The organism is Prolixibacter sp. SD074 (genome assembly GCF_009617895.1).
In the GTDB taxonomy this organism is placed as follows: domain Bacteria; phylum Bacteroidota; class Bacteroidia; order Bacteroidales; family Prolixibacteraceae; genus Prolixibacter.
This window is the reverse complement of record NZ_BLAW01000001.1, coordinates 2,700,288-2,718,201: the sequence shown is the minus strand read 5'-3', so window position 1 is coordinate 2,718,201 and position 17,914 is coordinate 2,700,288. Positions and strand designations below refer to the sequence as shown.

The 17,914-nt window shown below is 46.8% G+C and carries 14 protein-coding genes and 2 tRNA genes; 4 read left to right on the top strand and 12 right to left on the bottom strand.

What is annotated here, in order from left to right:
* Window positions 1–41 precede the first annotated feature (41 nt).
* A complete protein-coding gene (locus GJU82_RS11730) occupies window positions 42–767 on the top strand; it encodes a FadR/GntR family transcriptional regulator (RefSeq protein ID WP_153632303.1) in 726 nt (241 codons plus the stop codon).
* 109 nt (window positions 768–876) lie between these two features.
* Here GJU82_RS11730 and GJU82_RS11725 read toward each other — a convergent pair whose 3' ends face one another.
* The gene (locus GJU82_RS11725; protein WP_153632302.1) at window positions 877–1,065 is read right to left on the bottom strand and encodes a hypothetical protein; all 189 of its coding nucleotides are present in this window, start codon (window positions 1,063–1,065) and stop codon (window positions 877–879) included.
* 284 nt (window positions 1,066–1,349) lie between these two features.
* On the opposite strand from GJU82_RS11725, the gene GJU82_RS11720 reads away from it, so the two are divergent.
* On the top strand, window positions 1,350–2,303 hold the full coding sequence (locus GJU82_RS11720; RefSeq protein WP_153632301.1) for a calcium/sodium antiporter: 954 nt from the start codon (window positions 1,350–1,352) through the stop codon (window positions 2,301–2,303).
* Here the strand turns inward: GJU82_RS11720 and GJU82_RS11715 are convergent.
* Window positions 2,288–3,958, bottom strand: a complete 1,671-nt coding sequence (locus GJU82_RS11715; RefSeq protein ID WP_153632300.1) for a SulP family inorganic anion transporter — start codon at window positions 3,956–3,958, stop codon at window positions 2,288–2,290. The two genes, GJU82_RS11720 and GJU82_RS11715, sit on opposite strands and share 16 nt — an antisense overlap.
* 305 nt (window positions 3,959–4,263) lie before the next feature.
* Here GJU82_RS11715 and GJU82_RS11710 point away from each other — a divergent pair, with 305 nt between their 5' ends.
* On the top strand, window positions 4,264–5,562 hold the full coding sequence (locus GJU82_RS11710) for an IS1380 family transposase (RefSeq protein WP_153631026.1): 1,299 nt from the start codon (window positions 4,264–4,266) through the stop codon (window positions 5,560–5,562).
* 399 nt (window positions 5,563–5,961) lie between these two features.
* Here the strand turns inward: GJU82_RS11710 and GJU82_RS11700 are convergent, their stop codons facing one another.
* From GJU82_RS11700 to GJU82_RS11675, 6 genes are all read right to left on the bottom strand, one after another.
* Complete coding sequence (locus GJU82_RS11700) at window positions 5,962–6,987, bottom strand: glycosyltransferase family 2 protein (protein WP_153632299.1); 1,026 nt, start codon at window positions 6,985–6,987, stop codon at window positions 5,962–5,964.
* Window positions 6,984–7,883 carry a lysophospholipid acyltransferase family protein gene (locus GJU82_RS11695; protein ID WP_153632298.1) on the bottom strand — a complete coding sequence of 300 codons (900 nt, stop codon included), beginning with the start codon at window positions 7,881–7,883 and terminating at the stop codon, window positions 6,984–6,986. The genes GJU82_RS11700 and GJU82_RS11695 overlap by 4 nt, the downstream gene beginning before the upstream one ends.
* An 18-nt stretch (window positions 7,884–7,901) precedes the next feature.
* Window positions 7,902–8,372, bottom strand: a complete 471-nt coding sequence (locus tag GJU82_RS11690; protein WP_153632297.1) for a hypothetical protein — start codon at window positions 8,370–8,372, stop codon at window positions 7,902–7,904.
* Between the two features lie 9 nt (window positions 8,373–8,381).
* Window positions 8,382–9,194, bottom strand: a complete 813-nt coding sequence (locus tag GJU82_RS11685; RefSeq protein ID WP_228488684.1) for an inositol monophosphatase family protein — start codon at window positions 9,192–9,194, stop codon at window positions 8,382–8,384.
* Between the two features lie 129 nt (window positions 9,195–9,323).
* Window positions 9,324–10,625, bottom strand: a complete 1,302-nt coding sequence (gene mtaB / locus GJU82_RS11680; protein WP_153632296.1) for a tRNA (N(6)-L-threonylcarbamoyladenosine(37)-C(2))-methylthiotransferase MtaB — start codon at window positions 10,623–10,625, stop codon at window positions 9,324–9,326.
* Between the two features lie 463 nt (window positions 10,626–11,088).
* The gene (locus GJU82_RS11675) at window positions 11,089–12,411 is read right to left on the bottom strand and encodes a PhoH family protein (RefSeq protein WP_153632295.1); all 1,323 of its coding nucleotides are present in this window, start codon (window positions 12,409–12,411) and stop codon (window positions 11,089–11,091) included.
* Window positions 12,412–12,523: 112 nt separating this feature from the next.
* Here GJU82_RS11675 and GJU82_RS11670 point away from each other — a divergent pair, with 112 nt between their 5' ends.
* Entirely contained in the window at window positions 12,524–13,822 is a 1,299-nt protein-coding gene (locus tag GJU82_RS11670) for a folylpolyglutamate synthase/dihydrofolate synthase family protein (protein WP_153632294.1), read from the top strand.
* Window positions 13,823–13,876: 54 nt separating this feature from the next.
* Here the strand turns inward: GJU82_RS11670 and GJU82_RS11665 are convergent.
* From GJU82_RS11665 to GJU82_RS11650, 4 genes are all read right to left on the bottom strand, one after another.
* Window positions 13,877–13,951, bottom strand: a tRNA-Val gene (locus GJU82_RS11665).
* A 30-nt stretch (window positions 13,952–13,981) separates the two neighbouring features.
* A tRNA-Val gene (locus GJU82_RS11660) sits at window positions 13,982–14,056 on the bottom strand.
* 217 nt (window positions 14,057–14,273) lie between these two features.
* Window positions 14,274–14,528, bottom strand: coding sequence for a DNA-binding protein (locus GJU82_RS11655; protein WP_153632293.1), 255 nt, complete (start codon window positions 14,526–14,528; stop codon window positions 14,274–14,276).
* Window positions 14,529–14,707: 179 nt separating this feature from the next.
* The gene (locus tag GJU82_RS11650) at window positions 14,708–17,764 is read right to left on the bottom strand and encodes a glycoside hydrolase family 3 N-terminal domain-containing protein (RefSeq protein WP_153632292.1); all 3,057 of its coding nucleotides are present in this window, start codon (window positions 17,762–17,764) and stop codon (window positions 14,708–14,710) included.
* Between the last annotated feature and the right edge of the window lie 150 nt (window positions 17,765–17,914).

Genomic DNA, 17,914 nt, shown 5'->3' with positions numbered 1-17,914 from the left:
GTTATATTTTGATTAACTTTGTAACTTCACTAAAACAAACCATGGACGAGATTTTTAAAAAGATTGGAACCACTCAGACCCTCAGTCAAAAGATTGAGCGTAATATTGAGAAGGCTATCCGGGATAAGAAACTGGAAGTGGGTTCCCGTCTCCCATCTGAGCGAGAATTATGCGAAATGTTTGCCGTTAGCCGGACGGCGCTGCGCGAAGCATTAAGACGATTGAGTGCCCGCGGGCTCCTCGAAATCCGGAAAGGTAGCGGTATGTATGTGACTAAGCTGGGCATGAAGGATGCTATTCAGTCATTAAACTTATACTATGATCTGAAGTTTGATAATAACTTGATAAAACAGATCATAGAATTAAGAAAGGCGTTTGAACCGCAGATTACCCAAATGGCTGCGTTAAATCGTACAGAGGAAGATCTCAAACAGATGGAAAAGAACCTGCTGGAGTTTGATAAATGCGACCCGGACAATACGCAATTGGAATCGGATATCGATAACCGGTTTCACATTTTACTGGCCCGTGCGACCGGAAATCCCATCGTCATTGTCACCATGGAACCTATTCACAACCTTCTTCCGCGTATGCGTAACCTGATTTATGGTAGCATAGAAGGGGAAAAAGAAATTACCCTGGGATTCCACAAGGAAATTGTAAATGCCATTAGGGAGAAAGACGGTGAGCGTGCCTCAGAACGTATGCAGGCGCACATCAACCGCAACATGGAGGTGTACGAGAAATTCCTGAATAAGGGAGAATAATCCCGATTTTGTTGGCCGACCGATTACCCGGCACAACTATAGCCGGGTATTAACAACACTGTTGAAGATAGGACCAAACTGGTAACGCACCCCAATACCGCTCTAAATCTCAAACGAGGAGGGTAGTTTTCGCGTGTTCAGCAGCAAATCCTCGTCCGAAATATCGCCCAAAGGCAGTACGCGATGGTAAACGTATACTTATCGGCTTCTTGTCTGCAAAAGTAGTATCCTTTTTATTCCCTTTGATATTCACCGATTCGCCACTTCCGGTGATCCGTTTCTTGACAATCACATGCACATCGGCTGAATTCGGGGCCGTTCACAAAATCGACAAACGAAATATTCCGGCGGATGCAATTAAAATCCACGACATTTCCTTCTATGTACAAACGCACCAGACCTTCCTTCCGGCCTTTACCGGGAAGCTCCTTTGTGCAAATTCAGCGTTGACCGAGGATCACAATGACAGGGAAACTTATTGTCTGATTAACAACAAACAGAAAAAAGATTCCTTAAAAAATACTGCTCAATGATCCTTTCGGCAGAAATGATTGTTTCAAACAAAAATAAAACGTACAGAATATGACGAGCAGTTTTCTGTTACTTCTTCTTGGTTTGGTCTGTCTCATCAAGGGAGCCGATTGGATGGTATCGGGCGCTTCGGCACTGGCCCGCCGGTTTCGTATCCCCGAGTTGGTCATCGGGTTAACCATTGTATCATTCGGGACATCGGCGCCGGAGTTGGTGGTAAATAGCTTTGCCGTCTTCCAGCATCATCCCGACATTGTTTTGGGGAACATCATCGGAAGCAATAATTTTAATCTCTTTCTCGTCCTGGGCATTTCCGGGCTTATTCTTCCGCTAAGCATACAAAGTACTACTGTTTGGAAAGAAATTCCCTTCTCGTTGCTCGCTGCTTTGGTACTGCTGATTTTGGCCAACGACCAATGGACAGGTCATGCTACGGATGTGCTCTCGCGAACGGATGGTGTTATTTTGTTGCTCTTCTTTATGGTTTTCTGGATATACCTGTTCAAGCAAGTGAAGAAAGAGCGGCTCAATCCTCAAACAGAGCCGGATGCTTCGCACATGGATAAATGGAAAATGGCCGGGTTCATTCTGGGCGGACTGGTTATTCTGGTCATTGGCGGAAAGGTAATCATCAACAGTGCCGTGACCATCGCCCGTCATTATCAAATCAGCGAGCAAATCATCGGCCTGACGATTATCGCTGCCGGAACGTCGCTGCCTGAACTGGCCACTTCGGTGGTAGCCGCGATACGCAAGAACAACGACATAGCTGTGGGAAACGTTATCGGCTCGAACATCTTCAACATTTTCTTTATTTTGGCTGTCAGTTCGCTCATCCGCCCGGTCACCTTCGACGTTTCGTTTAACCGCGATATACTGCTGCTTACTGGCGGCACGCTCTTTCTGTTCATCGCCATGTTCACCGGCAAGGTGCACAAGCTCGACCGTTGGGAAGCCGCCCTGCTGCTGGTTGCGTTTGGGGTGTATTTTTACTTCATCACCTGACGCACATGGGGCATCTCCGTGAAAGCGATATACAAACCGGCCTGTTCCAGCGCATTGGCAAAGCTGTTGCAGATATATTCCCTTCCTAACATCTTATCGATACCATATTGCTGAAGCTCCTTCCTTACCTCGGGTTGCACCCCTGAAAGGATAATCCGGATGCCGCGCTTTTCCATCTCTTTCAGCATCTCAATAAAATTGTGAATACCGGTGGAATCGATGAACGGCACATGCCGCATCCGTAATATCAATACATTTGATTTGTAGCGAATGTTGCGAAGGGTATCGCGATATTCCTGCGCTGCCGCGAAGAAAAACGGACCGCTGATTTCATACACATCAACGCCTCGGGGCAATGCCGAATAATTTTCAATCACATCGGTATCCTGCTCCATCGGTTCCACTGACGACAATTTGCCCATCCGCTGCATGAAGAGCAACGCCGAAAGCACAATGCCCACCTCGATGGCTACCGTCAGATCGACCAGTACGGTCAGGAAAAAAACCGTCAGCAGTACCAGCATATCGTATTTTGAGCCTTTGAATACAGAACGGAACGAGCGCCATTCACTCATATTGTACGCTACCACCATCAGGATACCGGCCAGCGCCGACATGGGGATAAGCTTGGCCCACTTTCCAAAGAAAAGCATGATGAGGAGCAAGGTCACTGCGTGAATCATTCCCGCCAAGGGGGTCCTACCTCCGTTCTTCACGTTAGTGGCTGTACGGGCAATGGCTCCGGTCGCCGGTATGCCGCCAAACAACGGCGATGCCAGGTTGGCAATCCCCTGCGCTATCAGTTCGGTATTCGAACGGTGATGCCCGCCAATCATACCGTCAGCCACCACAGCTGACAACAGCGATTCAATGGCTCCCAGCATGGCAATAGTCAATGCCGGTTGGATGTAATGCTGCAGATTCGTCCAGTCCAGATGCGGGAAATGCAACGAGATGGTTCCCTGTATTTCGCCAAACACACTCTCGATGGTATGAACCGGGAGATGGAACAACGCCACCACCGGCGTAATGAGCAAAATAGCCAGAAAGGAGCCGGGAATGCGTTTGAACACACGCCCTCCGTATATGGTAATCAGGATAGTCACTGCCGTGATGATGACTGACGCCGGATTCACCTGGTCAAGCGAAGAAAAATAGGCTTCCCATTTGGGTAGAAAGCCAGACGGCAAATGTTCGGGATGCAATCCAAGCGCGTCTTTCACCTGCGTGGTAAAGATGACCAGGGCAATACCGGAAGTAAAGCCAACGGTTAGCGGTCGTGGAATGAACTTCAGCACCGCTCCCAGCCGAAACAATCCAAACAGAATAAGCATGACGCCTGCCATCATGGTTGAGATGGCCAACCCTTCGATGCCGTAAGTCCCGACAATACCGGCCACCACGACAATAAACGCACCGGTAGGCCCGCCAATCTGTACACGGCTTCCGCCGAAGAACGAAATAAGGAAGCCTGCGACCACCGCGGTTGCCAGGCCTTTTTCAGGGGAAACACCCGAGGCTACCGCGAAGGCAATCGCCAGCGGTAGTGCAACAATACCGACAATCACACCGGCCAGCAGATCGTTCACAATCGTTTGCCGGGAATAACCACTTTTTAGGATGGTAAAGAATTTGGGTTTGAAAATGCTCTGCATCAATATTTGGAAGTAAGCTGCAAAAATAGCTGAAAACCATCTCCGCTGTCCTGTTGCCAGGTTAAAATATTACTAATTCGATCCGGGAGAGAACAGCCCGGGGTGGGTGGGGATTATGTCCGCTGCCGCGGGAAAGAGATGAGAAGGTGAGAGTGGGAGAAGTGGAGAATAGAGAGTTATGCGCAAGGCGTTGCCATTGGTCTGGGTTAACCCGAATTATTCATCTCGAGTACAATAAAATGGGTGCAAAGTGTTATCTTTAAGTAGATTAAACGAAACAACAACACTTTTAAACGCACCCATTTATGAGCAATAAAGATACCGTTTTTTACCGAGGCAGGACAGCAATAAACATGGATTTTTCAGCAGATGCAGTCAGTTCTGACGGGGCCGTACTACTGCTGGAAAAACTCGAAAGGAAACATCGCATATTGCACTATTTTAGCCAAGTGATTCCCGATTGTCGTGATCCATTTCGTATAGTCCACCCCATTGATAAGCTTTTAAAGCAGCGCGTGTTCACCATGGTACAGGGCTACGAAGATGCCAACGATGTCCAGTACCTGAAAAACGACCCGCTGTTAAAGGACATCCTTGAAGGGGAACTGGCCTCACAGCCCACCATGTCAAGGTTCGAGAACGGTTTTGACAAGCATTCCGTATTTGCTTTGTGCAATGCGTGGGTTGACCGCTATGTACTCACACTGGCGGGCAGGGAACAACTTGTGATCGATATTGACGGCACCGACGACCCCACCCATGGCGAACAGCAACTGTCGATGTTCAATGGCTATTACGGCCAGTTCATGTACAACGAACTGTTTTTCCACGATGGCGACACGGGGCAGATCATCCTCCCGGTACTACGCCCGGGTAACAGCCACTCCAACAAATGGTACGTTGCCATTTTAAAGCGGATATTGAAAAAGATAAGGGCCGCCTATCCCGGACTGAAGATCATTGTGCGGGCCGACAGCGGCTTCAGTTGCCCCGCTTTTTACCAACTGGCCGATGATTTTGGCCTCAAGTTCGCCGTTGGCATCGCCGCAAACGAAACACTGAAGAAAAAAACCGCAAGGGCGGAGAAAGCCGTGCGCCATTTGTTCGTTTCCAACAACACCAAGCACCAACATTTTATAAGCTATACCTATCAAGCAGGCACCTGGCACAAACCACAACAATGCTACTCGAAGATAGAAAGCACGGGAAAGGGGCTGAACGTCAGGCATATTGTCAGCAATATGGAAGAAGCCGATGCCCGGTCCATCTATTTTGGGTTTTACGTAAAACGGGGCGAGGCCAGCGAAAACCGGATCAAAGAGGTAAAAAACATGTGTTTTTCGGACAGGTTGTCCGACCATGGCTTTTGGCCAAACTTTTTTCGGTTGTTCCTCAGCAGCTTGTCCTACGAAATATTTTTACTTGTGAAAGAAGCAATAAAGAAAACAGGCTTCGAAGCGGCCAAAAAATGGCAGGTTGATACTATTAGGGCATCATTGTTGAAAATTGGGGCAACAATAAAAACGACAAAGCGAAAGGTGTACTACCGCTTTTCCAAGGCGTTCGTACACCAGGAACTGTTCAGGCAACTGGTCTTTCAATAAAATAAACAGCAGCGAACAACCAAGCAGGGCACAATGATGGGATTGCTATGCCCTGTTGTCAAAAAATGAGAGTTTTGGGACAAGAACAGCCGGACACGGCATCGGTTGTCCCCAATATTTATATCGCCCGACCGGAATTTAGTGTAGTTTTCATCAAGCCCAGCTTTCAAAAATATGAACGCTATAGTTTTATGCACAATTCTCCGGCTGATGAATAATGCGGGTTAAGTTGTCCCTACAGGATGCCGGCCTGTGTTGACTTCACCGGACAGCGTCCCATCCCTGTTAGTGTGTTGGGGGCGCCCTGCCTGAACGCCTGTCGGGGGCTACAACCACCGACAGTGATTTTCATCCTGTTACGGTAAAAATGAAAGTGATGAATGACAAGGGCACTTCCCGCTAGGGTTTCCAATTGAGTTCATTGAATTTTTTCTTTCCCCGGAAGTAGTAATTCCAAACCATACTTCCTGTGTAAATCTGAGGATGCTTTGTTACAACATCATTCCCCCTAAGTTTTTTCCGTTGCTTTCGCAGGAGTGGAAGATGACGGTAGAAGGCCAGGTGAGCCATGATTACATTTCGGAAAGCTGCCACCTGTCCTGTAATTAGGAACTGAAGTGCGGCTGCACCGTCGAGTACCATTCGGCTGACCAAAACCGGAAATAATAATTGGTGAGGCAAATTTTTGTATAGAAGAAACAAGTTGTTCCGGAAGTTGAGGTAAATTTTTCGGGGATTTCCGTAAGAAAGGCTTCCACCACCCACATGATGAACCGTGGATTGATGATTGTAGTATACTTTATATCCCCGGTTTTTCATGCGCCAGCACAAATCAATCTCTTCCATGTGCGCCCAGAAATGGGCATCCAGGCCTTCCATTTCTTTCCAAACCAATGAACGGACCATCAGGCAGGCCCCGGTTCCCCAGAAAATTTCACCGCTTTCGTTATACTGACCTTCGTCCTTTTCTACCACATCGAGCAAACGCCCCCGGCAGAACGTGTAGCCAAAGCGGTCGATAAAACCGCCGGCGGCCCCGGCATATTCAAAATAATCGGGCTTTTCTGTTTGCAGAATTTTCGGTTGACAGGCACCAATTGATGCATCGGAATCCATCATTTCGATGAGCGGCCCGAGCCAGTTTTCTGTCACTTCGACGTCCGAATTCAGTAACAGATAATATTCCGCTTCGATTTGTTTGAGTGCCTGGTTGTAACCTTCCGCGAAGCCGTAATTTTCTTCCAGTTGCAAATAGCGGACCGAGGGAAATTCCTTTTCCACCACTTCGTGGCTATCGTCGGTAGAACCGTTGTCGGCCACCACAATTTCTACTTCCGGTAACGTGGTGTATTTAACCAATGCCGGCAGATACCGGCGCAAAAAATCCTGACCGTTCCAGTTTAATATGACAACAGATACTTTCATTTGGCAGGGGTTGCGGACTGTTCCGGTTCGCGTTTATGTTTCCAGCGGCGGTGCGACCAAAGCCAGTAGGCCGGCTCGTCTTTGATAATCTGTTCCAGAAAACGGGTATGTTTTTCGGTAATCTCGTACTGCTTTGTCTCTTTAGGTTTATCGGTGATCAGATGAAATGTTAGCGTATAATGCCCCCGCTTCTGTTTTTGCATGTGGGCGCCCAACACTACAGCATTCAGCTTTTTGGCAATCTTTTCGGTTCCCAGTAGTATTGGCGTTTCCTGGTTCAGGAAGGTAGTCCAGTACTGAATCTCGTTTTTCCTGGGGGCTTGGTCATTCAGGAACCCCGAAATCGTCGGTGTTCCTTTTGAGCTGTCAGCCATCAGTTGCCGGAAGGTTTTGTTCTTATCCAGCGGAATTGCGCCAAAGCGGCCTCGCAACTTATGGTAAAAGCGGTCGATGCTTTTGTTGTGCAAGGGCTTGTAAATCACGTAAAACTTGCCCTGCGTCTGCAATCCCCAGCTGCACATCCACTCCCAGTTGTTGTGGTGCCCGAGCGAAACCAGCACGTGCCGTCCGTCTTTCAGGTATTGGTTGGGAAGTTCCGGATTGAGAAACTTCATTCGTTTCTTTATTCTGGCGGGAGAAATTTGGGAGAAATAAAGCGTTTCGATAAAACTGTCGCAGAAATGCTGATAAAACCGGCGCTCAATTGTTTTCCTTTCCCGGACCGTTTTCTCTGGAAAAGCATTCGCTAAATTGGTTCGAACGACTTTTCGGCGATAGCCAAAAACGTGATAAACAAGGAAATAAAGAAAATCAGAAAACGCATAGTGGATACGCAGGGGAAGAAAATGGTTAAGCCATGTAAATCCCCTGAGAATGTGATACAATAGATAATCCATAGAGAAATAAACGTTCGATTAAGATTGTCGGAGTAGCTGCAACAGGATGGCGACCAGTGTCTCTTTGTTTTTACTGTCGATAAATGTTTCCAACGCTTTATCACGCTCTTTTGCATTCATTTCCAGAATTTTTTCCAGCTCTTTTTGTTCCCGTCCGGTCAATTCGTTGCCGAATGCTTCTAGTAATGGTTGATGCGTTTCACTTGCTTTTTCGGGTAACCCGAAGAGTTCCAGCTCGTGAATGGCAGCATCCAATATCTCGTGAGCCTGAGCGCGAATTGGGTCAGTTAATTTGATGCCACCGGATGTATCGCGCAAGTTCCAGCTGGAATAATCGTACTTTAGGTTGTTGATGAGCCGGGCATGTTCGCTGCCTTCACCAAAAATGCGGGAAATGTAAATCAGCGTGTGTGCCTTCCAGGCTTCCAGATCGAAACGCTTCACTTCGAGGCGGGCAATCTGTTCTTTCAGGATGTCTATTTCTCTCATGGTCTGTATTCAGTTGCCAAGATGTTGATGTACAATGTCGTAAAATTCCTCGAAATATGCACCGTTTGCCGCCACGATTTCTCCGCCGAACAGGAAATTATCGCCGCCATTAAAGTCGGTTACCTTTCCTCCTGCCTGTTTAATAATCAGCACTCCGGCTGCCACGTCCCAGGCGTGTAGCGCATGTTCCCAGAAAGCCTCGAAACGTCCGGACGCCACATAGGCCAGGTCGGTAGCAGCAGAACCCAACCGGCGAATGCCTTGTGAATGTTGCATGAAGTGGTTCATGGCTTCCATATAGCCATCCAGCTTCTTGAAATTGTAATACGGAAATCCGGTTGCTATTAACGCGTCTTCGGTCGTTTTGGCATCGCTTGCGCGGATAACTTTTCCATTTAGGTAAGCCTGGCTGTCTTTCCATGCATAGAAACATTCGTCCTGCGTGATTTCATAAACCACTCCCAGGATGATTTCGTTACCACGAGAGAGTGCCACACTTACTGCATAAGGCGGCATACCGTGAATGAAGTTGGTGGTGCCATCCAACGGATCGATGATCCATTTTAATTCTTCTCCGTGGTTTCCAGCCGTATTTTCCTCCGTAATAAATCCGGCTTCCGGTAAAAGCTGCCGCAGTTTCTCGACTAATTGCTTTTCAGCGCCTTTGTCGACATACGATACAAAGTCCGATTTTCCTTTCTTTTCAACGGCATCCAGTTGAAAACGTTTTCGTTCGCCGGCAATGAATGTGCCGGCATCTTTTACAATCCCGATAACGTCGGTACAGAGTTTTTCCAGGTTCATCACAAAAAATTTCTTCAAAAGTAATGATTAATCGTCTTGGTTGTCATTTTACCTTGTCAGGATAACGTCCTTGTCGGCTCTCTTAGAAATAAAAATCCCGTCGGGAACTCCTGACGGGATGTATTATATTCCGTATTTTTGAAATCGTTAATCAATCAAAACCGCCATATTCCCGGTAGGATTGATGCCGGACAGTTTCACTTCCCTGATTTGGTTAACCAGTTCATCACGGAAGTCGGTTTCCACCTTGATGTAATTCTCGGTCCATCCTGTTATTCTTGATTTCGAACGGCTTTTTTCGAACAGCACCCGGTGATTTTGTCCGTCGTGCTTCAGGTAAAAATCTTTTAGTTTTTGGTTGGATAACTCTTTGAGTTTTTCCACCCTTTTCTTCCGTTCGTTAACCGGAACCACGCCATCGATTTTCAGGGCGCTGGTTTTCGAGCGCTCGGAATAAGGGAAAACATGGAGCTGCGAAATGTCCAGTCCTTCGATAAACTGGTACGATTCCCCGAACAGTTTATCCGATTCACCATTCATGCCGGCAATCACATCCACGCCAATGAAGGCATGCGGAAGTAGCTCCTTAATTTTCCCCACACGGTGTGCAAACAGTTCGCGGTCGTAACGACGTCCCATCAATTTCAGCACTTCGTTGCTTCCGGCTTGCAATGGAATGTGGAAATGCGGGGCAATCCGCTTCGACCGGGACACAAATTCGATGATATCGTCGTTCAGCAGGTTCGGTTCGATGGATGAAATGCGGATGCGATCGACGCTCTCCACCTCGTCCAGGGCCTGCACCAGGTCGTAGAAGGTTTCGCCGGTGCTTTGCCCAAAGTCGCCGATGTTCACCCCGGTGAGAATAATCTCGCGGATTCCCTGTTCTCCGGCGCGTGTTGCTTCTTCCACCAGGCTGGTGATGCCGGGGTTCCGGCTTTTCCCGCGCGCCATTGGGATGGTGCAGTAGGTGCAGAAATAGTCACAGCCGTCCTGTACTTTCAGGAAACTGCGGGTACGGTCGCCGTATGAATACGCATGGTCGAACCTGTTGATACGGGTAAAGGAGCAGTTATGTACATCGCCCTTTTTGTGTTTTTCGAGCCCGTCGAGGTATTTGGTGATATTGAATTTATCGTTGGCTCCCAGCACCAGGTCCACACCTTCGATGGACGCCACTTCGTCGGGTTTCAGCTGGGCATAGCATCCTACTACCACAATAAATGCGGCCGGATTTTGCCGGATGGCCTGACGAATAATGGCACGGCTCTTCTTGTCGGCGGTATCGGTTACCGAACAGGTGTTGATAACGTAAACATCAGCTTTGTCCCTGAAACCAGTCCTGTCAAAACCCATCTCCTGGAAAGAGCGGGCGATAGTGGATGTTTCGGAGAAATTCAGTTTACATCCCAGCGTGGTAAAAGCTACTTTTTTCCCGTTGTAATTCATTCCTCTCTTGCTTCAAATTTGCCCGGGGGCAGTCAACGTTTTCTGTTACTTTATACCTGAAAAACAGCTAAAAAGTTTTCAGGATAAAGTCGTCTTTTATTGTCGGCGCAAAACTAATAAATAATTTTGAAGGAGGCGGAACGGGATGATGTAAACCGGGATAATGACAACACCCGCACTTTGTTTCCCGCCAGAACGACGAAATGTACTTGCCTCCCGCGTTGTGGAGAGAACAAATTACAAATTGTAGTTTTCTCCCGCGTCCGGACAAGAGCCATCTGCCGTTCGCAGAAGCTTTCCGCAAGGAAAAAAGGTGTCGTTGCGAAATGCGGTAGCTTCCCGCTTCGTGTCGGGATCCAACCGCCAAATGCGAAAACGCATTTCAGCCGGGTTTCCCATAAAAAAAGACCAGCATTCGGAGCTGGCCCCTTTCGTTTTTCTATCTGGATGAAATCCAGAAAAATCAAAGTAAATCGCTGGCCAGCTCAGCCAGGTAGCTGCGTTCGCCTTTCACCAGGTTGATGTGTGCAAACAGGTCCTGTCCCTTCATTTTGTCGGTGAGGAAAGCCAAACCGTTCGACTGCATGTCGAGGTACGGCGAGTCAATTTGCATGATATCGCCGGTGAAGATCATTTTGGTGCCTTCGCCCGCACGGGTAATGATGGTTTTCACTTCGTGTGGAGTGAGGTTCTGCGCTTCGTCGATGATGAAGAAACAATTGGAGAGACTTCGTCCCCTGATGAAGGCGAGTGCCGTAATAACCAGTCGTCCGTCTTTTCGCAATTCCTCGATTAACTGAACTTCTGTGCTGCGTGGATTGAAACTTTTCTTAATCACGGCCAGGTTATCGAAAAGCGGTTGCATGTAGGGCGAGACCTTTTCTTCGGCATCTCCCGGCAGGAAACCCAAATCGCGGTTACTTAGTGCTACAATGGGGCGGGCCAGCAAGGTGGTATCGTAAAGCTTGTGTTGAGCAATAGCAGCGGCCAAAGCGAGCAGGGTTTTTCCTGTTCCTGCTTTCCCGGTCAGGGCAATTAGTTTTATTTCGGGATTCAACAGGGCGTCCAGCGAAAACGTCTGCTCGGCATTCCTCGGCTTGATGCCATAGGCCACATGTTTATCGACTCGTTTGATGGTTTTCGAGAACGGATCGTAATGAGCCAGTGCACTGGATCGATTTCCTTTCAAAATCAGGTATTCGTTGGCAAAGGGTGAGTCTCCGATTCCGGCTTCTTCCAGCGCAAGCGATTTGTTGTCGTATAATTTGGCGATGAGTTCGTCATTGTACTCATTCATTTCCCTGATACCTTCGTACAGCACATTGACATCGGAGATTTTATCGTTTTTGTAATCTTCCGATTCGATGTGCAGCGATTTGGCTTTCATCCGGAGATTGACATCCTTGGTGACAAAGATGGTTTTCCTTTCGGGATATTTATCCCGAACAGCTTCGGCGATGGCCAGAATACGGTGGTCGGGAATGTCATCGCGGAAGGATTCTTTCATTTGTTTGGAAAAAGGCTTTCCGGTTTCGATAATGAGTTTGCCTTTTTTCGGTCCAAGCGATAATCCTCCATTGAAGAGGTCGTCGCCGACGATTTCATCCAGAATGCGCACAAACTGACGGGCCTGAAAATTAATCTGATCGCTGCCTCGCTTGAATTTATCCAGCTCTTCCAAAACAGTGATCGGGATTACTACATCATTGTCTTCGAAATTGTAGATACACTTGTGATCATGCAAGATGACGTTAGTGTCGAGGACGAATACTTTAGATTGCGTCATATTCGTAGGGTTTGAAGGGTTTGCTTTTAAAGATAGCATTTTTTGCATCTGGTGTACGGCAGGTCGAAATGAATTTACGAACTTTAACCCGTTGATAAATTCTTTTCACATTATGGACAGATTTGAAGCGACACTGAGATATTTATATGAGCAATTGCCTTTTTATCAACGGAAAGGGCCGGCTGCGTATAAAAATAACCTGGATAATACGCTGGCACTGGATGAGCTTTACGGACATCCGCACCGATTATTTCGGAGCGTACATGTGGCAGGAACGAACGGAAAAGGATCGGTTTCGCATATGTTGGCGAGTGTGCTTCAGGAAGCAGGTTACCGGGTGGGATTATATACCTCACCGCACCTGAAAGATTTCAGGGAACGTATTCGCGTGAATGGTGTGAAAATTCCGAAAGAGGAGGTGGTGCGCTTTGTGGATGATTTTGTGGCACGTAACCAGCGTGAGAGGATGGAACCATCTTTTTTTGAGTTAACCGTAGCCATGGCATTTGATTATTTTGCCCGCGAGCGAGTTGACATTGCTGTGGTGGAAGTTGGATTGGGCGGCCGCCTCGATTCTACGAATATCATTACCCCCGAAGTGTCGGTTATCACGAATATCAGCCTTGACCATGTGGCGTTGCTGGGAAATTCATTAACCGAAATTGCCGGTGAGAAGGCGGGCATCATGAAAAAGGGGATTCCGGCTGTTGTGGGGGAAACCATGAAAGAAACGGCCCCGGTTTTCGCCGAAAGGGCGGAAAGCCTGTGTATCCCGCTGCAGTTTGCCGATCAATTGTATCAGACTGGTTATTCCATGACTTCGCCCGAAGGAAAGCAACTCTTCAATGTGCGTTATAACAATATACTTCGTTTCGAGCAGCTTTCACTTGATTTATTGGGACAATACCAGGGCCGAAATCTTTGCACAGCCTTGGCCGCTATGGATGTTTTGAAAGAACGGGGCTGGAAAATTTCGGATGATGCCTTGTACCGGGGCATGGAACATCTGGTGCAAAATACCCGATTGCTTGGACGCTGGCAGGTGTTGGGGGCTAATCCCTGCATTGTTTGTGATACCGGCCATAATGAAGCCGGGATTCATGAAATTGTGCATCAGATACATCAGACTCCTTATAAAAAACTACACTTTGTATTGGGAATGGTAAACGATAAGGATGTGATGAGCGTCTTACGGCTCTTGCCGAAGGATGCGGTTTACTATTTTACCAAGGCTTCCATTCCAAGGGCGATGTCTGAAAATATGCTTGAGTTGAAAGCAACTGACCTGGGATTGAAAGGACAGAAATATCCGGCTGTTGTTGAGGCGCTGACTGCCGCAAAACAGCATGCTGAACCCGACGACATGATTTTTATTGGTGGAAGTACCTTTGTCGTGGCTGAAGTGATTTAATCTTTTTCCGGAAGGGCATAAAAAAAGGATTCCACAGAAGTGAAATCCTTTGAGTGGGAACTGCTGGATTCGAACCAGCGGCCCTCTGCTTGTAAGGCAGATGCTCTGAACCAACTGAGCTAAGCTCCCCGAAAAAATAAAATCCTAAATATGAATATGTGGGAACTGCTGGATTCGAACCAGCGACCCTCTGCTTGTAAGGCAGATGCTCTGAACCAACTGAGCTAAGCTCCCGCTTTCGTTAAAAGCGTTGCAAATATAGATTTTTTTTGATTCCTGCAAAAACAGATGACAAACTTTTTAACTGATTTATTGCTATGCCTGATTTTCGAAATGCCTTATTCTGCCTGCTTCTTTCGTAAGGTTCTTATTGTAAATAAATTGGGGAAGGTACAAAAAAAAACTGCCTCAGGTTCTGAGGCAGTTAATAGATTTTTGCTCTTCAATGTTTTTATACTTCGTGATGTTGAAGAATTTCTTCCGCTTTTTCAAGTATGGTGGTATCATCTAAAAGTACGATACCTCCATTAGGGCCTTGTTCAAGGTGAATTCCAACTGCTTTTCCTTTCTCGTAATTTGCTCCGCCGAAATAATTCCTGACGGTCTCAACCTCAATGCCTAATTCATCGGCAATATGGTGGATGGCACCGTCAGGCAAACGGTCTTTAATTTTTCTCAGTTCGTTGAAGGTTATTTTCTTTGTCATAGCGGTAGGATTTTATCTTGTTAATAAAAAGTTTTGGAAGCAAAACATGTATCACCTTAAAAATAAAATTAAATATTTAATAACCCAACGGTAACATCGGTTACGCTTCTGTTATTAGGTATAATTCACATTTATTAACAAATAAAAACCCCCTTAAATCATTCGCAACAATCAGAAAATCAGAATCGTGTATTTTCGTCCGATAGGGAGTCAAGCCTGTTTGTCTGCAAATGTTTTATAACATGTTTTTGTCTGTCTTCTTCGCTTTTTAATCCCCGTTTAAGTGCATCATAAACAGCTTGGTGTAGACGGGGCCTTAAGTTCAGTTCGTAGAGTTTCCGGTCGTTTCGGGTAGGATAAACCCGGTTGGAAAAGAACATGAAAAGAAGTCCGTTTTCAGGATCGGCCCAGGCAAATGTTCCGGTAAAGCCACTGTGTCCAAAGCTCTCTGCACTGGATGACGGGGCAGGATAAGCTTCATCAATTGTTTTTTCACTGTTGTCAATCAGTGGTTTGTCAAATCCAAGTCCCCGCCGGTTATCGTTCTCGGGGAACTGACACCGGGTCCATTCTTTCATGGTTGCTTCACTGATGTAACGTTTCCCTCCGTATGTCCCGTAATTCAGATACATCTGGATGATTTTTGCCGCATCGTTAATGGTCCCAAAAAGCCCCGCATTACCCGAAACGCCACCCATCATGGCTGCCCCCTCGTCGTGCACAAATCCTTGAATTTGCCGGTGGCGGAAGAACGTGTCGTCCTCTGTGGGGATCATTCGGTTGATGGGATATTTCAGATAAGGATTGTAGGTAACCGTTGAGGCTCCCAACGGTCCATAAAAGTTTTCGTGTATGTATTTTTGATAATCCTCACCGGTCAGGTTGGCGATGATTTGCGGGTAGAGATAAAAGGTAAGCCCGGAATACACATATTGCTTTTTAGGCAATAACGGTGATTTATCAATGTCGGAATATATGGTGTCAATGAAGCTGTGATTCAGGTACATTCTATCGCTTACGCGAAGAGAATACTTCCTGGTAGGACGATGTCGAATGTATCCATGCTTAAACCGGCCGTTGGGTTTCACAATACTTTTCCAGTAAGGAATCCATGCTTCCAGCTGTCCCTGGTGAGCCAGGATGTCGCGAATGTGGATATTGGCTTTGTTGGTATTGTTCCATTCAGGCCAGTATTTCGAAAATTTATCGTCGACATTGAATTTTCCCTCGTCTGCCAGTTTCATCAGCGCCGGTAATGGACCGGTTACTTTGGTCAATGACGCAAAGTCGTAAATATCGGAAGGTTTTACTGGTATCTGGTCGTTGTACGTCCTGTAGCCATAGCATTTATGGAAGAATATTTTTCCGTTCTTGGCCAGCAATATCTGGCATCCGGGGTATGCTTTCTGTGCAAGTCCGATGTTCACCAGCGAATCGATACGTTGTTCCAGGAAGTTAGGGTCAATTCCAACGGCTTCGGGAATTGTGTAGGAAAGACGTCCCAATGCTTTTGTTTGTATTCCGGTTCCAGCCGGGAAAAACTGATTCAACGTAACCGGCAATTTTCCCTTAGCAGCAATGCCGCCAAAAATCATTTGCGCTGCCCGGTTTTCAGCCTCATCGGTTTCCTGGTAAGCCATAACGATGGAACGGGCATCGTTGAGGTCACGAAATGCGTTGGCCGCATAGGCATTTCCAAACAATACAACGACCGAGTTGTCCATCTTGCTGATGATATTTGTTGCATCGAGTTGAAGTTGCGTCAGATGGAAGTTATCTTCCGGAGTCATCCAGAAATTATTGACCGCTGCGATCACCAGGTTGTAATTCTTTAATTGAGGCAAAAGCTCCTGAAGCGCTTTGCGGGGAGCATTTTTATCGATATGGAAATTATCAACTTCCAGGTATTCTCCCAGTGCTTTTTGAAACACAGTATTGTAATCACGGCCGATGCTGACGGTCGCTATATGTAAGGCGTCAAGTTCCTGAAGAGGTAACAGGTCGCCTTTATTTTGTAATAGCGTGATACTTTCTTTGGTCAATTCGAGGGAAGTCAGATGGTAAAGCGGCTTCTGCAAATCTTGGTACAGGCTGTCTGTTTTTACCGGTTTCCAGTTGTTCAGGCCAGCCCATCTTTTTACCATTAATACCTTGCGGCACTTTTGGCCGATTTCTTCTTTGGTAATCCGGCCTTTTCTTACCGCCTTTTTGATGGCTTTGATGGCCACTTTCGGGTTGGTGACAAATTCCAGTACGTCGTTGCCGGCAGCCAAAGCCATTACATCAGCTGTTCCGGCAGGTCCATTCACTTTTGCGCCTTTCATGTTCATGGCATCGGTCAAAGTGAGCCCTTGAAATTCCAGTTCATCGTGGAGCAGTTTTCCGGTAATTGGCTTTGAAAGTGATGCTGCTGTTCCGGCCGGATCTAACGCAGGCACATCGAGATGCCCTACCATGATGCCGCCAATTCCTGCTTGAATCAACCGGTTAAAAGGCATAATTTCGAGGCTGTCGAGGCGTGCCTTATCGAATGGAACAACAGGAAGCGTTTTGTGTGAATCTTTTTCAGTATCGCCGTGTCCGGGAAAATGCTTGGCGGTTGGAAGTATATTTTCCTTTTGCATTCCCAGCGCATACATCATCGCTTTTCGGGCGACATTTTCTACATCCTGACCGTAAGAACGGTACCCGATAATTGGATTCTTGGGATTGCTGTTGACATCGGCTACCGGTGCAAAGTTGACTTGAATGCCCATCCTTTTACATTGCTGGCCAATGTCTTTTCCCATCTGATAAACCAACGAGTCATCCTGAACGGCCCCAATAGCCATTGCATCGGGATAACTAATGCAACTATCGAGACGCATTCCCAAGCCGTTTTCTGCATCGATGCCAATTAGCAACGGAACTTTTGATGCCTGTTGGAATTTATTGGTTAATTGTGCCTGACGGACCGGTCCACCCTGAAAGAAGGCCAGGCCTCCTATTTTATTTTCGGCTATCAGTTGTAAAATCTCCTGGGTGTGGGTTTCATCTTTGTTGGAATAGGCCGCAACGGTGATTAACTGGCCAATTTTCTCATCAAAGCTTAGTGATTGAAATACCGAATCGACCCACGCATCGTTTTCGTATGCGTAAAATGGCGGGCGGACCGGATTGGCGGCTTGATTCATTACCGGATGAAAGAGGATAATAATGAGGTTGATTAATCCAAGCAGGTTTCTCGGGAGCTTCATGATGTCATAAGTTGTAGTGATGGACAATTTCGATTTTCGTAAAATTAGTAAATGGATTGTACTGTACTAGCTTATCTCGTACCAGGAATAGTTATTTTTACTTCGAGGTTCATCACAAATTTGTATTTTAGTCGGATATAATATGTATTA

Coding starts and splice junctions, on each gene's coding strand:
- GJU82_RS11690 (WP_153632297.1), bottom strand. CDS start 8,372: ATGAGAGAAATAGACATCCTGAAAGAACAGATTGCCCGCCTCGAAGTG.
- GJU82_RS11700 (WP_153632299.1), bottom strand. CDS start 6,987: ATGAAAGTATCTGTTGTCATATTAAACTGGAACGGTCAGGATTTTTTG.
- GJU82_RS11650 (WP_153632292.1), bottom strand. CDS start 17,764: ATGAAGCTCCCGAGAAACCTGCTTGGATTAATCAACCTCATTATTATC.
- GJU82_RS11710 (WP_153631026.1), top strand. CDS start 4,264: ATGAGCAATAAAGATACCGTTTTTTACCGAGGCAGGACAGCAATAAAC.
- GJU82_RS11695 (WP_153632298.1), bottom strand. CDS start 7,883: ATGGATTATCTATTGTATCACATTCTCAGGGGATTTACATGGCTTAAC.
- GJU82_RS11655 (WP_153632293.1), bottom strand. CDS start 14,528: ATGACAAAGAAAATAACCTTCAACGAACTGAGAAAAATTAAAGACCGT.
- mtaB (WP_153632296.1), bottom strand. CDS start 10,625: ATGAATTACAACGGGAAAAAAGTAGCTTTTACCACGCTGGGATGTAAA.
- GJU82_RS11675 (WP_153632295.1), bottom strand. CDS start 12,411: ATGACGCAATCTAAAGTATTCGTCCTCGACACTAACGTCATCTTGCAT.
- GJU82_RS11670 (WP_153632294.1), top strand. CDS start 12,524: ATGGACAGATTTGAAGCGACACTGAGATATTTATATGAGCAATTGCCT.
- GJU82_RS11720 (WP_153632301.1), top strand. CDS start 1,350: ATGACGAGCAGTTTTCTGTTACTTCTTCTTGGTTTGGTCTGTCTCATC.
- GJU82_RS11730 (WP_153632303.1), top strand. CDS start 42: ATGGACGAGATTTTTAAAAAGATTGGAACCACTCAGACCCTCAGTCAA.
- GJU82_RS11715 (WP_153632300.1), bottom strand. CDS start 3,958: ATGCAGAGCATTTTCAAACCCAAATTCTTTACCATCCTAAAAAGTGGT.